13 protein-coding genes are annotated in these 14,321 nt (G+C 63.8%); 7 read left to right on the top strand and 6 right to left on the bottom strand.

The features are described 5' to 3' along the window. Positions 1 to 13: 13 nt before the first annotated feature. From P6U29_RS22590 to parE, 3 genes are all read right to left on the bottom strand, one after another. Positions 14 to 199: a hypothetical protein gene (locus tag P6U29_RS22590; protein ID WP_018641722.1), complete on the bottom strand. Its 186-nt coding sequence runs from the start codon at positions 197 to 199 to the stop codon at positions 14 to 16. 213 nt (positions 200 to 412) lie between these two features. Then, a complete protein-coding gene (locus P6U29_RS22585) occupies positions 413 to 1,189 on the bottom strand; it encodes an outer membrane protein (RefSeq protein WP_407112348.1) in 777 nt (258 codons plus the stop codon). A 461-nt stretch (positions 1,190 to 1,650) separates the two neighbouring features. Further along, complete coding sequence (parE, locus tag P6U29_RS22580; protein ID WP_407112347.1) at positions 1,651 to 3,693, bottom strand: DNA topoisomerase IV subunit B; 2,043 nt, start codon at positions 3,691 to 3,693, stop codon at positions 1,651 to 1,653. Between the two features lie 273 nt (positions 3,694 to 3,966). Here parE and P6U29_RS22575 point away from each other — a divergent pair, with 273 nt between their 5' ends. The 3 genes from P6U29_RS22575 (at position 3,967) to argC (ending at position 6,385) form a co-directional block, all read left to right on the top strand. Then, a complete protein-coding gene (locus tag P6U29_RS22575; RefSeq protein WP_407112346.1) occupies positions 3,967 to 4,497 on the top strand; it encodes a DedA family protein in 531 nt (176 codons plus the stop codon). 227 nt (positions 4,498 to 4,724) lie between these two features. Next, complete coding sequence (locus tag P6U29_RS22570; protein WP_407112345.1) at positions 4,725 to 5,405, top strand: FMN-binding negative transcriptional regulator; 681 nt, start codon at positions 4,725 to 4,727, stop codon at positions 5,403 to 5,405. After that, positions 5,402 to 6,385 carry an N-acetyl-gamma-glutamyl-phosphate reductase gene (argC, locus tag P6U29_RS22565; RefSeq protein ID WP_407112344.1) on the top strand — a complete coding sequence of 328 codons (984 nt, stop codon included), beginning with the start codon at positions 5,402 to 5,404 and terminating at the stop codon, positions 6,383 to 6,385. The genes P6U29_RS22570 and argC overlap by 4 nt, the downstream gene beginning before the upstream one ends. 142 nt (positions 6,386 to 6,527) lie before the next feature. Here argC and P6U29_RS22560 read toward each other — a convergent pair whose 3' ends face one another. From P6U29_RS22560 to P6U29_RS22550, 3 genes are all read right to left on the bottom strand, one after another. After that, positions 6,528 to 7,295, bottom strand: coding sequence for an outer membrane protein (locus P6U29_RS22560; RefSeq protein ID WP_407112343.1), 768 nt, complete (start codon positions 7,293 to 7,295; stop codon positions 6,528 to 6,530). Between the two features lie 191 nt (positions 7,296 to 7,486). Next, positions 7,487 to 7,885 (bottom strand): MAPEG family protein, encoded by a 399-nt coding sequence (locus P6U29_RS22555; protein ID WP_407112342.1) that lies wholly within the window; start codon positions 7,883 to 7,885, stop codon positions 7,487 to 7,489. 64 nt (positions 7,886 to 7,949) lie between these two features. Further along, positions 7,950 to 9,758 carry a PHA/PHB synthase family protein gene (locus P6U29_RS22550; RefSeq protein ID WP_407112341.1) on the bottom strand — a complete coding sequence of 603 codons (1,809 nt, stop codon included), beginning with the start codon at positions 9,756 to 9,758 and terminating at the stop codon, positions 7,950 to 7,952. A gap of 253 nt (positions 9,759 to 10,011) precedes the next feature. Between P6U29_RS22550 and P6U29_RS22545 the strand changes: the two genes are divergently transcribed. The 4 genes from P6U29_RS22545 (at position 10,012) to glpX (ending at position 14,246) form a co-directional block, all read left to right on the top strand. After that, on the top strand, positions 10,012 to 10,287 hold the full coding sequence (locus P6U29_RS22545; RefSeq protein WP_407112340.1) for a hypothetical protein: 276 nt from the start codon (positions 10,012 to 10,014) through the stop codon (positions 10,285 to 10,287). Positions 10,288 to 10,514: 227 nt separating this feature from the next. Then, positions 10,515 to 11,735 carry an LL-diaminopimelate aminotransferase gene (locus P6U29_RS22540; protein WP_122403384.1) on the top strand — a complete coding sequence of 407 codons (1,221 nt, stop codon included), beginning with the start codon at positions 10,515 to 10,517 and terminating at the stop codon, positions 11,733 to 11,735. A 29-nt stretch (positions 11,736 to 11,764) separates the two neighbouring features. Beyond that, positions 11,765 to 13,081: a homoserine dehydrogenase gene (locus P6U29_RS22535; RefSeq protein WP_407112339.1), complete on the top strand. Its 1,317-nt coding sequence runs from the start codon at positions 11,765 to 11,767 to the stop codon at positions 13,079 to 13,081. A 163-nt stretch (positions 13,082 to 13,244) separates the two neighbouring features. After that, positions 13,245 to 14,246, top strand: coding sequence for a class II fructose-bisphosphatase (glpX, locus tag P6U29_RS22530; protein WP_027572296.1), 1,002 nt, complete (start codon positions 13,245 to 13,247; stop codon positions 14,244 to 14,246). The last annotated feature ends 75 nt before the right edge of the window (positions 14,247 to 14,321 follow it).

Below are 14,321 nucleotides of genomic sequence, written 5' to 3'. Positions count from 1 at the left end.
TCCCTGGTTTCTTCTATTGGTTGCTCTGCCAGATCAGCACCAGCCCGAAGCCGGCCATGGCTGCGCCATAGCCGGCCCATTGCAGCTGGTTGACCATGAAGCTCGATCGCGGCCACGGAACCGTGCCCGTGCCCTGTCCGATCCAGAGCAGGCCGACGGCAGTCGCAAACAGGCCTGCTACAAGCAGAAATCTGCGTATGCATTCCTCCCGTTGGTCTGGTTCTGTCGCGGTCTACGGCATCAACGATCGCCGCGGCCACGAAAACTTCGACTCAGACTAGCCGTAGCTTCGGTCCGGATACAATGGCTGCGGGTGCAGACGTCGGGAGGACGCATATGCGCGCAAGGTGATCCCCACAACGAAAAAGCCCCGGACCATGCCGGGGCTTTGACGTCTGAACGGGAGGTCAGATCAGTACTTCGCGACGACCGGACCGGTCCAGTTGAAGCGGTAGACCAGCGAGGTGCTGATGGTCTGCACCAAGGGCTTGAAGCTGATGGAGTCGGTGGTGACGAGATTGCCGACGTCGGTGCGGACGGCAACGTCCTTGCGATCGTAGTAGGCAGCACGATATTCGGTCTTCATGAACCAGCCCGGCGCCGAGATGCCGAAAATGTTCAGATTGTTCTCGACGCCACCGCCGACGAACCAGCCATTGCGGTTGAACGAGTCGGTGTGGAAGCCAGAAGCGGTCCCGGCGAGATTCGTCAAGCCAGCGCCCGACCAGTGCGATCCAGTGTAACCGCCATTGACGTACGAGAGAACATTTGGAGCAACCAGATAGCCGAGGCGAACACCCGCAGCCCAAGCGTCCTGCATCTTGATGCGGCCGGTCAGCGCAGCAAACTCATCGTTGATGCTGCCGCGCAGGCTGCCGAACTGACCATCGGCGAACACGCCAGCCACCCAGGTGCCGGAGAACTGCCAGTCGTAGCCGGCACCGACCGTTCCAAACCAGCCATCGCCGCCGACACGCTGATCGATCGTCACGGGAACTCCAACGAAGTTGGTGTGGGAGTCCGCATCCCAGACGCCGCCGCCGGCGCCGCCGAAGATGTAGAAGCCGGTCCAGTTGGCGACGGGCGCCACCATCGGAGCTTTGGTATAGGGACGGGCCGCCAGATCAGCAGCCGAGGCCGAACCGGTCATTGCCGCGACCGCGGTCAGCGCGAGTACAATTTTCTTCATATCCAAGTCCCCAACCTGTGCAGGCGCGAGCGCCGTTCCGTTCCAATCTGATGCGTGAACTATAGCCGGTTTGCGCCGAAATGCTGTTGCTGGGCAGACACAGGTGTCGGAAAAGGGGCCGCAGTTGTATGGAGGACACACCGACGTCAGGCGCACAACTCGCAAGGGTTTGTGCCTTTAGTTTCAATGCCTTACTGCGACAAAGGATGGGGCCGGTTGAGCACGCCTGCTGAGTGAGTTCGCTTCCGCGTTCGCTTTCTGCCCGAGTTAATGCAACCAACCCCCGAGGTCAGCCTCGTGAATCGATGCTTCGCAGCCAAGGGAATGGCAAGAATCAGAGGAATCAGCGCTTGTCGGCGGATCGGCAAAAAGCCCCGGATTACCGCCGGGCTTTCGAGAGCAAGTCTGTGCCCGGTTAGCGTTGCAATCTCGCAACTATCGAGCGTTTCGCGGACTTTGCCTCAAACGTCGAGCAGCTCCTCGCTGGCGAACTCGGCCTTGTCCGAGATGAATGCGAAGCGTGCCTCGGCCTTGGTTCCCATCAGCCGCTCCACCGAATCGGCCGTGGTATCGCGGTCGTCAGCGAGCAGCACCACCTTCAGCAAGGTCCGCTTGGCCGGATCCATGGTGGTTTCCTTGAGCTGTGCCGGCATCATCTCGCCGAGACCTTTGAAGCGGTTCACCTCGACCTTGGCGTTGGCGCTGAACGCGCTCTTGAGCAGCGCCTCCTTGTGGGCGTCGTCGCGGGCGTAGACCGATTTGGAACCGTGGGTCAGCTTGTAGAGCGGGGGCACCGCCAGGAAGAGGTGGCCCTCGTCGATCAGCCGCGGCATCTGCCGGTAGAAGAAGGTGATCAGCAGCGAGGCGATATGGGCGCCGTCGACGTCGGCGTCGGTCATGATGATGATGCGCTGATAGCGCAGATCCTCTTCGCGATAATGCGCGAGCGTGCCGCAGCCGATCGCCTGCACGAGATCGGAAAGCTGGGCGTTCGCGGTCAGTTTGTCCTTGCCGGCGGAGGCGACGTTGAGGATCTTGCCGCGCAACGGCAGCACGGCCTGCGTGTTGCGGTCGCGCGCCTGCTTGGCGCTGCCGCCGGCCGAGTCGCCCTCGACGATGAAGAGTTCGGAGCCCTCGGTGCCGGCATTGATGCAGTCGGCGAGCTTGCCGGGCAGGCGCAGCTTCTTGCCCGCGGTTTTCCGCGCGGTCTCTTTCTCTTGCCGCCGCCGCAGCCGTTCCTCGGCGCGGTCGATCACGAAGTCGAGCAGCCTGTTGGCCATGTTCGGATTGCCCGACAGCCAATGGTCAAACGGATCCTTCATCGCCTGCTCGACGATGCGCTGCGCTTCGGCAGTGGCGAGGCGATCCTTGGTCTGGCCCTGGAATTCCGGCTCGCGCACGAACACCGAGAGCATCACGGCGGCGCCCACCATCACGTCTTCCGAAGTGACGGATGCCGCGCGCTTGCCCTGGCCGACGCGCTCGGCGTGATCTTTCAGGCCGCGCAAAAGTGCGCTGCGCAGGCCGGACTCGTGCGTGCCGCCGTCGGGCGTCGGCACGGTGTTGGTGTAGGAGGACAGGAACCCGTCGGCATCCGCGGTCCAGGCCACCGCCCATTCGCAGGCGCCGTGCGCGCCGTTACGGCCCGACTTGCCGGAGAAGATGTCGGGATGCACCAGCGTGTCGGCGTGGATTGCGGCGGCGAGATAGTCCTTGAGGCCGCCGGGGAAGTGGAACGTCGCTTCCGCCGGCACGTCCTCGACACCCTTCAAGAGCTCGGGCGCGCAATTCCAGCGGATCTCGACGCCGCCGAACAGATACGCTTTGGAGCGCGTCATCTTGAACAGGCGCTGCGGCTTGAATGCCGCTTTGGCGCCGAAGATGTCGGTATCCGGCTTGAAGCGCACGCGCGTGCCGCGGCGGTTGTTGACCTTGCCGAGATCCTCGAGCTTGCCCTTCGGATGACCGCGCTCGAACGTCATGCGGTAGAGCTTCTGGCTGCGTGCGACCTCGACCTCGAGACGCGAGGAGAGGGCGTTCACAACGGAGATGCCGACGCCGTGCAGACCGCCCGAGGTTTCATAGACCTTGCTGTCGAACTTGCCGCCCGAATGCAGCGTGCACATGATGACTTCGAGCGCCGATTTCTTCGGGAATTTCGGGTGCGGATCGATCGGGATGCCGCGGCCGTTGTCGGTGACGGTCAGGAACCCGTCGGCGCTGAGGTCGACCTCGATGAAGGTCGCGTGTCCGGCCAGCGCCTCGTCCATCGAGTTGTCGATGACTTCTGCGAACAGGTGATGCAGCGCCTTCTCGTCGGTGCCGCCGATATACATGCCGGGCCGGCGCCGCACCGGTTCCAGGCCTTCGAGCACCTCGATATCGGCCGCTGTGTAATCGGCTTCCCCGCCGCTTCCGCGTGACGCCGCCTTGGCGACACGGGGTTTCGGCTCGTCGCCGCCGAAAAAGTCGTCTTTTGCTTTGGGTTTCAACTGCTTGGACATATATCTTGATGCGTTTTGAGGGCCGCACGGGCGGCGAATCGGTTAGGCCGACTATGCCACTTTCTCAGTCGGAAAGGTTATCGCGGGCGGGCGGGACGGTGTGGGTTGGGGGCCAATCCCGGCGATTTTACGCCGCAGACCCAACAGTTCCCGCCAATTTGACGTTCCAGCCCGAGCATGTCGGATTTTGTGACTTGATGTCACACAAGTCCTTGGCTTACCAGTCCTTTTCATCGAGCAGCACCTTGAGACGGGGCGGGAAGGCTATTTTTGATGGAGCAGTTTGCGCACGCCCTGGCCGATTTCGTGCGTGTTCACCAGGCTTGGGCAGCGCCAATCGTGTTCCTGCTCGCCTTCGGGGAGTCGCTTGCGTTCGTCTCGCTCTTGATCCCGGCCTGGGGCGCGCTGGTGGCCATTGGAGCGCTGATCGGGGTGAGCGGCATCAACTTCTATCCGGTCTGGATCGCCGGCGGTCTCGGGGCGGCGCTGGGCGACTGGGTCTCCTACTGGTTCGGTTTTCGCTACAAGGAGCACGTCGCCCAGATGTGGCCGCTCTCGCGTTATCCGGAACTGCTGCCCAGGGGCGAGGCTTTCGTGCGCAGCTGGGGTATCCCCAGCATCTTCATCGGGCGCTTCTTCGGCCCCTTGCGCGCCTCCGTGCCGCTCGCGGCCGGCATCTTCGAGATGCCCTATTGGAGCTTCCAGGCTGCCAATTTCGTCTCGGCCCTGATCTGGTCGGCCGTGCTCCTGCTGTTCGGCGACGTGCTCGCCAAGATCATGGAATGGATCTGGCGCGTCATCTGACGGCTGAACCTTGACGGGAACCGCAACTGGCCTTATAGCCGCGCGCCATGATCAACGCCGCGACCATCCTGTTCGCTCGTCGCCGCCGCCGCAGCTTAGCGGTTTGGGCGGTCGATCGCGTTTGAGATCATCGTCTTTGCCGCTGGACCCGATCCGCGGCATCCTCTCTCCTGTCAGCGCGATCTGATCCGGCGGCTCCCCCCGAGGAGGCCCAGCAGGAGACCACGATGTACACGCCACCCTTTTTCAAGCAGGACCGCGCCGCGAGCCTGAAATTTGCCGAAGAGCGCGGCTTCGGGACCATGTGCGCCTTTGACGGCCACAAGCCCATTGCCTCGCCATTGCCGTTCTACCTGACCTATGCCGCGGATGGCACGCCGCAGGCCGCCTTTCATCTCGCCCGTCACAATCCGCTGCTAAAGCTAGCGGACGGCACGGCGTCCTGGCTGCTCGCGGTCAACGGTCCCGATGCCTATGTATCGCCGGACTGGTACGTCTCGCCGGATCAGGTGCCGACCTGGCTCTACCAGTCGGTGCATCTGAGCGGGCCGGTGCGGCTCTTGTCCGACGACGAGCTGTCGGTGCAGCTCGACACGCTCAGCGCCAAGTTCGAGAGCTGGCTCTTGCCGAAAAAGCCGTGGACGTCAGGCAAGATGACAGCGGGCCGGCTCGAGACGATGAAGAAGGCGATCGTTGGGCTGGTCATGTCGGTTGAGGAGGTCGAAGGCAGCTTCAAGCTGAACCAGCACAAGTCCGACGCCGACTATGTGGCGATCGCCAATGCGCTCGGCGCCGGCGATGCCGACGCCAGGCAGATCTCACATTTGATGCGGCAGGCCAGGCCGCAAGCCTTCGCAGAACAAGTTTTCGCAGACGATACGAACATGCTCGAAAGGAGCGCGCCATGAGCCTCGCTGAGACCACGAAAGCCCCGACCGCCAGCGCGGCCAAGAAGCCCGCCACCGTCTTCGTCGACGGCGGCTCCGGCACCACCGGCCTCGGCATCAACGAGCGGCTGAAGCTCCAGAACGACGTCGTCGTGAAGACGATCGCCGACGACAAGCGCAAGGATCCCGCCGCCAAGAAGGCGCTGATGGAGGAGGTAGACCTCGTCATCCTCTGCCTACCGGACGATGCCGCCAGGGAAACCGTCGCGCTCGTCGACAGCATGGTCGCCTCTGCGCCAAAGGTGCTGGATGCCTCCACCGCGTACCGGGTCGCGCCGGACTGGGCCTACGGCTTTCCCGAGCTGACGTCCGACCAGGCCGGCAAGATCAAGGCGGCGAAGAAGGTCTCAAATCCCGGCTGCTATCCGACCGGCGCGATCGCGCTGCTGCGGCCGATCGTCGATGCCGGCCTGCTGCCGCAGGACTATCCCGTCACCGTCAACGCGGTGAGCGGCTATTCCGGCGGCGGCAAGTCGATGATCGCGAGCTTCGAAGACGGCAGCGCGCCGTCCTTCGAGCTCTACGGTCTCGGCTTCGAGCACAAGCATCTGCCCGAGATGCAGCTCTATTCCAACCTGACGCGGCGGCCGATCTTCATTCCCTCGGTCGGCAACTACCGGCAGGGCATGCTGGTCTCGGTGCCGCTCCAGCTCGACACGCTGCCGGGCAAGCCTGGCGGCGCCGACCTGCAAGCGGCGATGGCAAAGCGTTACGCCGGCTCGAAATACGTCAAGGTGATGCCGCTGCAGAACGAGGCGACCAAGGGCGGCCGGCTTGAGCCGGAGGCGCTCAACGAAACCAACATGCTCGAGCTCTACGTCTTCGCCAGTGACAAGTATCACCAGGCGTTGCTGGTCGCTCGGCTCGACAATCTCGGCAAGGGTGCATCCGGCGCAGCCGTGCAGAATATGCGGCTGATGCTGGGCCTGCCGGAGGAGTAGGGCGGATACGGCACGTGCCCCGGACGCAGCGCACCACTTCCTCAGTGATGCGCTGCAGAGCCGGGGCCCATGCTTCCTGCTTCGTTTGCCGCTTTTTAATTTAGGTCCCGGCTCGCGCTTTGCGCGTCCGGGACATGAGACCTCAGTACTTCGCGATGACCGGGCCGCCGAACCTGTAGTTGATACGGGCGGTGATCAGATCGACGTCCTGCTTGATGCGGTCGGTGCGCGAGAACGTGCCGACAGGCGTCAGCGCGCCGTTGGACGTCAGCGTGACGTCGTGCCGGCCCATGAACAGATGGTCGTATTCGAGGCCGACCGACCAGTTCGGGGCAAAACCGTACTCGAAGCCGACGCCGACCGCAGCGCCCCAGCGGGTCTCGTCGGCACGATCGAACTCGGCCCCGGCCAGACCGCCCGTGCCGGCGCCCCGGTACCGGTCGCTGGTGACGGCGGCGCCGCCCTTCACATAGAGCAGCGCATTGTTCCAGGCGTAGCCGACCTGGCCGGTGAACAGGCCGAAGGCATTGACGCGGGTGCGGTTCTCGACGCCGAGAATGGCGCTGGCATTTCTGCCATAGAGATCGGCCCAGTCGCCTTGCGCTTCAAGACCGAACACGAAGGCACTGCTCTGCCAGCGATAGCCGACCTGGCCGCCGGCCACGGCGCCCGTCGCATCATGGCACCCTTCGGCAACGCCGGCGCCGAAGCCGGCGATCTGGTCCCAGCACTTGCGCGACGAACCGTAGCCGCCGTTGGCGCCGATGTAGAAGCCGCTCCAGTCATAGATCGCCGCGATCATCGGCGGCGCCTTGGTGTAGGGGCGGGCGGCGAGATCGGCGGCACCGGCCTCTGTCGTCACTGCTGCGAGCGAGAGCGCGCCGAGCGCGGATGCAATCTTCCAATTCATGTTTGCCCCGAATCAATCAATTGCGATGGGCAAATATAGCTGTGGATGGACGAGCCGGCGCGATGGGAGAGCGGGGCGTTGCCGATTCTTCCGAACTGTCATCCTTCGGCAACAGTCCATGGCTGGTCCAACCGCTGGTTGAAACGCCGGAAGCGTGCCTTCAGCGCAGCCCTCCCGTTCAGAATGCGTGCTCAAACCACCCCGAAGATCCCCAGCGCCAGCACGACCTGGGCGAGGAAGCCGACGGTGAAGGCCAGCGTGCGGAACACCGGCAGGCCGAGCGTGTAGACGATCAGATGTGCGACGCGCGACCAGAAATAAACGGCGCAGGCGAGCACGGTCCATTTCGTGGAATAGTCGATCGCGTTCAGGATCAACACCAGCGGCGCGAAGATCACGAGGTTCTCGACCGCATTGTCATGCGCGAACATCAGCCGGTTCGCCCACTCGGCCTGCGGCTTGTCGCCCCGCGAGGGGTTGGCCATGGCACCGCTCAACCCGCGCACCTGGCATCGGTTGATGATGTAGGGAATCCAGAGAACCCCCGTGAGGATGACCGTCAGTGTCAGCCAGAACAATTCGCGTGTCATAGTGCCGATCCCCTGTGTCGTCGCTGGATTGAGGCGAGTCTATACGAAAGCACGCGAGATTCCGCTATGCGCGAACTCTGACATAGCTGCCGGGCGCGTCCTCGATCGGTGGGAATGCTTCGCTGCCGACCGCGCGCGCCGGGACTTCCTCGGGATCGAGTCGGCCCAGCCACTCCCGCCAGTCCGGCCACCACGAGCCCTTGTGCTCCACGGCGCCCTTCATCCACTGCGCGACGTTGACGTCCTTGATGTTGTCGTTGGTCCAGTACTGGTACTTGTTCGAGGCAGGCGGATTGACCACGCCCGCGATGTGACCCGAGCCCGACAACACGTACTTCACCGGACCGCCGAAAAACTGCGAGCCGTACAGCACCGATTCAGCGGGGGCGATGTGGTCCTCGCGGGTGGCGAGATTGTAGACGGGCACCTTGACCTTGGAGAGGTCGAGCAGCGTGTTGTCGAGCACCATCGTGCCCGCCGACAGCCGGTTCTCGAGATAGCAATTGCGCAGGTAGTACGAATGGTTCGCCTGGGTCATGCGCGTCGCATCGGAATTCCAGTGCAATAGGTCGAACGCGCTCGGCTGCTGGCCCTTCAAATAGTTGCTGACGACATAGGACCAGATCAAATCGTTGGAGCGCAGCATATTGAAGGCCATCGCCATCTTCGAGCCTTCGAGCACGCCGGCCATCTTCATGTCCTGCTCGAGCGTTGCGATCTGGTCCTCGTCGACGAACACGAGGAGATCGCCGGCATGGGTGAAGTCGACCTGGGCGGCGAAGAACGTCGCGGACGACACGCGCTGACGGCGCTTCTCGGCGAGCCACGCCAGCGTGGTCGCGAGCATGGTGCCGCCGACGCAATAGCCGGCGGTGTGCACCTTCATCTCGCCGGTGACCTTCTCGATCACGTCCATCGCCGTGAGCGGGCCTTCCTTCATGTAGTCTTCCCAGCCCTTGTTGCCGAGCCGCTTGTCGGGATTGACCCATGAGATCACGAACACGGTGATGCCCTGGTCGACGCACCACTTGATGTAGGATTTCTCCGGTTTGAGATCGAGGATGTAGAACTTGTTGATCCAGGGCGGCACGATCAGGAGCGGTGTGCGCAGCACCTTCTCCGTCGTCGGTGCGTACTGGATCAGTTGCATCATCTCGTTCTGGTAGATCACCTTGCCCGGCGTCGTCGCCATGTTGGCGCCGACGACGAGATTGTCCGGATTGGACTGGCGGATCTTCAGCATGCCCTTGCCGGCCGCGATGTCCTCGGCCAGCATCTTCAGGCCGCGCGCGAGGTTCTCGCCGCTGGACGCCACCGTCTCGCGCAGCACCTCGGGATTGGTCAGCACGAAGTTCGATGGCGAGAGCGCATTGGTGACCTGCTGGACGTAGAACTCGGCCTTGCGGCGCGTGTGCGGATCGAGCCCTTCAGCATCGCGCACCAACTCCTGCGCCCATTTCGTCGTGAGCAGATAGAGCTGCATGACGAAGTCAAAGAACTGGTTCGACTTCCATTCCGGATCGGCAAAGCGCTTGTCGCGCGGCGAGGGTGCGATCGCGGGGTCGGCATCTTGACCGGCCATACGTCGCACCGTCGAGCCCCAGAGGTCGAGATAGTCCTTCGCGAGCTTAGTCTGGAGATCGGAGGAGCGGGACGTATCCGACAGCCAATATTCGGCAACCGACGTGAAGGTCTTGACGACCTCGGCAAGCTCGGCCGGCGGGCGATCCTGCACCTCGCCGCTCTCGCGCGGCTTGAGGTAAGCGGCGAGCGCCTTGCCGCCGCTCTCCATCGCCCGCGCGACATTCATCGCGAAGGCTTCCGCATCGAACTTCGTCTCGGGTTTCGGCGTGTCGGTCGTGGCCATACTCATGAGCAGAACAGTAACGATTCATTCCGTATTCGTCACCGCGAAGCTCGCATGTTTGACGTTAAACACTCTCGAAGATGTGTTGCACTGCGACAAATCTTCTTGGTTCCGTCACAATCAAGCCGCACCGCTCGGCTTGGTAGCACCGGGCTATTTTCTCGCTCACGCCATTTGGGCAGCAATGGTTTGAGCTTGGGCACGGTCTTGGGTAAGGTTGCCAGGGGCCGTGCTTTGGGACGAGTAGGGGATTTCCCAAGTGTTGGCGTTATGGGACCTGCAAAAGACGCTGCCGATCTGCGGCGCGCTGCTGATGGTGACGCTCGCCCTCGGCGGGTGCTCGAGCCAGCTCGCGGATCTGACGCCCGCCGATGCGCAGTCGCATGCCAGGGAGCCCGGCACCTATCTGCCGGTGCATGATCTGCCGCCGGATCGCGATCAGGCAATCATCCCGCCGGAGCAGCGCGCCAAGATCGAGGCCGAACTCGCCGCCGCGCGCGATCGCCAGGCTGTTGCCGCCAAAGACGCGAAGTAGGCCTGTGACGTGAGGCGGGCAAGGTAATCGCTGGCGCCTCCGCTTTGCCGTGCTAAAAGACCTCGGTTCAGCCAAGAGTCAGGGCGAACGACTTCAGTCTTCGTCGTCGACGATTGCTCTAAGTATTTGATTTTGAGTAATTTTCGCGATGATTCTGAGCGCCTTTTGGAATGGCCCTCGTGGCCTGTCGATTCTGTCCTGACCGGTTGCCCGGAGCCCAGAGAGCCATGGAAGAATTTTACCGCATTCGCCGCCTTCCGCCTTACGTGTTCGAGCAGGTCAACCGGGCCAAGGCGGCTGCGCGGAATGCCGGCGCCGACATCATCGACCTCGGCATGGGCAATCCGGACCTGCCGGCTCCGCCGCATGTGCTGGAGAAGCTGAAGGAGACGCTCGGCAAGCCGCGCACCGACCGCTACTCGGCCTCGCGCGGCATCCCCGGACTGCGTAGGGCCCAGGCCGCCTACTACGCCCGCCGCTTCGGTGTGAAACTCAACCCCGACACCCAGGTGGTGGCGACGCTCGGCTCGAAGGAGGGTTTTGCCAACGTGGCGCAGGCGATCACCGCGCCCGGCGACGTCATCCTCTGTCCGAACCCGAGTTACCCGATTCATGCGTTCGGCTTTTTGATGGCGGGCGGCGTGATCCGCTCGGTGCCATCGGAGCCGACGCCGCAATTCTTCGAGGCGGCGGAGCGGGCGATCATCCACTCGATTCCCAAGCCGCTGGCGCTCGTCGTCTGCTATCCCTCGAACCCGACCGCCTATGTCGCGAGCCTCGACTTCTACAAGGATCTCGTCGCCTTCGCGAAGAAGCACGAGATCCTGATCCTGTCCGATCTCGCTTATGCCGAGGTCTATTTCGACGAGAACAACCCGCCGCCCTCGGTGCTGCAGGTGCCGGGTGCGATGGACTGCACCGTCGAGTTCACCTCGATGTCGAAGACCTATTCGATGGCCGGCTGGCGCATGGGCTTTGCGGTCGGCAATGAGCGCGTGATCGCGGCGCTCGCCCGCGTCAAATCCTATCTCGACTACGGCGCGTTCACGCCGGTCCAGGTCGCGGCGACGGCCGCGCTGAACGGCCCGGACGATTGCATCAAGGAAATGCGCGACACTTACCGCAAGCGGCGCGACGCGCTGGTGGAATCGTTCGGCCGCGCCGGCTGGGAGATTCCGCCGCCGGAGGCCTCGATGTTCGCCTGGGTGCCGCTGCCGGAAGCTTTCCGCAGCATCGGCAGCATGCAGTTCGCGACCCTGATGGTGGAGAAGTCCGGCGTTGCGGTCTCGCCCGGCGTCGGCTTCGGCGAGCATGGTGAAGGATATGTCCGCATCGCCATGGTGGAAAACGAGCAACGGATCAGGCAGGCCGCGCGCGGCGTGCGCCGCTTCCTTGAAAGCGGCATCGAAACGTTGCACAACGTCGTTCCGCTCGCCAATCGGCGTTGAGTTCTCTTCGGCAGGTTTTCTAAGACATCATGGTTGCACCCCTGAAAGTGGGCATAGCGGGGCTCGGCACCGTGGGCGCCGAAGTTGTCCGTTTGATTGAAACGCAGGCGCGCGTGCTCGCGGGCCGCAGCGGCCGCGGCATCCGCGTCGTCGCCGTCACTGCGCGCTCGAAGGCGAAGAAGCGCGGCATCGACCTGCGCGGCGTCGAATGGGCAAAGGATCCGATGGCGCTCGCCACGCATCCCGAGGTCGATTGCTTCGTCGAGCTGATGGGCGGCGCCGGTGATCCCGCGCTCTCGGCGGTGGATGCCGCGCTGGGCTCCGGCAAGTCGGTCGTCACCGCCAACAAGGCGCTGCTGGCCAAGCACGGCCTCAAGCTCGCCAAGGCGGCTGAAAAGCACGGCGGCGCGCTGAATTTCGAGGCAGCCGTCGGCGCAGCGATCCCTGTCATCAAGACGTTACGCGAAGGTCTTGCCGGAACCGGCATCAACCGCGTCTACGGCATCCTGAACGGCACCTGCAATTACATCCTGACCCGGATGGAGCAAGAGGGCCTGTCCTTCGCCGAATGCCTCAAGGATGCGCAGCGGCTCGGCTATGCCGAGGCCAATCCGTCCTTCGACGTCGACGGCCACGACACTGCGCAGAAGCTCGCCATTCTCGCCAGTCTCGCCTTCGGCACGAAAGTTGCTCAAAGCGCTGTGTATGTCGAAGGCATCTCATCCATCGCGCCGGAAGATCTGCGCGCCGCCGCCGATCTCGGCTACCGCGTCAAGCTGCTTGGCGTTGCGGTTCGCACCACCAAGGGCATCGAGCAGCGCGTGCATCCGACCATGGTTCCCAAATCCTCCTCGATCGCGCAGGTGATGGGTGTCACCAATGCGGTCACGATCGACGGCGAGGGGATTCCGCCGATCACGCTGGTCGGCCCCGGCGCCGGGGGCGCAGCGACCGCATCCGCGGTGGTTGCCGACATCGCCGATGTCGCGCGCGGCATCCGCGCCAATCCGTTCGGCCGGCCGATCGCGCAGCTGCGCGACACCAAGAAGGCGCCGATGGAGCGGCATGAAGGCGGTTACTACATCCGCCTGCTCGCGCGCGATTTCCCCGGCACTGCTGCGGCGATCGCGACCCGGCTTGCGGAGCAGAAGATTTCGATCGAGTCGATCGTGCAGCGTCATCCCAATGGCGGCGCTGCGCCGGCAAATGGCAAGGCGGTCCCCGTGCCCGTCATCCTGATCACCTATGCCACGCATGAGGACGCCGTGCGCCGCGCACTCGCCGCCGTCCAGAAGGACAAGGTCATCAGCGGGCGGCCACAGGTGATCCGGATCGAGAAGAACTGAGCATGCTCCGGACCCCGGAGGGCCGCGCTAGCGCAAAGTGTGAAGCGGTTTTCCGGAAAAGAGCATGCTCAAACTAAAAGGCGTTCGTTCGAACGAACACCGGGCGTTGAGAGTTGATGGGGGCAGAGATGTCTGTCCCAAACCGTTTCGAAGGAGTAAGCCGATGTCGACCCATATTTCAGTCCCGCCGCAAGCGTTGCTCGAGCGCATCCTCACGCTGGAGATCGTGCGGGTGACGGAGCGGGCGGCGGTGTCGTCGGCGCGGTTGCGCGGGCACGGCAACGAGAAGCAGGCTGACCAGGCCGCCGTCGACGCCATGCGCCGTGAGCTCAACAAGCTGCCGATCGAAGGCACTATCGTGATCGGCGAAGGTGAGCGCGACGAGGCGCCGATGCTCTTCATCGGCGAGAAGGTCGGCATGAATGCCGGTCCACAGGTCGATATCGCGGTCGACCCGCTCGAAGGCACCACGCTGTGCGCCAAGAACATGCCGGGCGCGATCGCGACCATGGCGATGGCCGATGGCGGCACGCTGCTGCACGCCCCCGACGTCTACATGCAGAAGCTCGCGATCGGACCCGGTTACGACAAGGGCGTCGTGGATCTCGACGCTTCGCCTGCCGACAATGTCCGCCGCCTCGCCAAGGCCAAGGGCGTCAAGCCGGAAGGCATCACCGTGCTCGTGCTCGACCGTCCGCGCCATGCCGACATCATCGCGAGCGTGCGCTCGACCGGCGCTGCGGTGCGGCTCATCACCGACGGCGATGTCGCCGGCGTGATCCACTGCGCCGACCCCGACAACACCGGCGTCGACATGTATCTCGGCACCGGCGGTGCGCCGGAAGGCGTGCTCGCGGCCGTGGCGCTGCGCTGCATCGGCGGCCAGATGCAGTGCCGCCTCATCCTCGATTCCGACGAGAAGCGCGAGCGCGCCGCCAAGATGGGCGTCAACGACCCCAAGATGATTTACGGCATCGAGGACATGGCGCGCGGAGACTGCCTGTTCGCCGCCACCGGCGTCACCACGGGCTCGCTGCTCTCAGGCGTCAAGTTCCGCAAGGACGGCGTGATCGAGACCGAGACGGTGGTGATGCGCTCCGTCACCGGCACCGTGCGTTACATCAAGGCCGAGCATCGCGAGCTGGCGAAGTTCCATCTGGATTGATCCAGGCAACACCGACTGCCGTCATTCCGGGCGACGGGACCGCGCAAAGCGCGCGGCCCGGAGAGCCCGGAATCC

It is taken from the genome of Bradyrhizobium sp. LMG 9283, from assembly GCF_045571415.1.
GTDB lineage: Bacteria > Pseudomonadota > Alphaproteobacteria > Rhizobiales > Xanthobacteraceae > Bradyrhizobium.
This window is presented reverse-complemented; position numbering and strand designations above follow the sequence as displayed.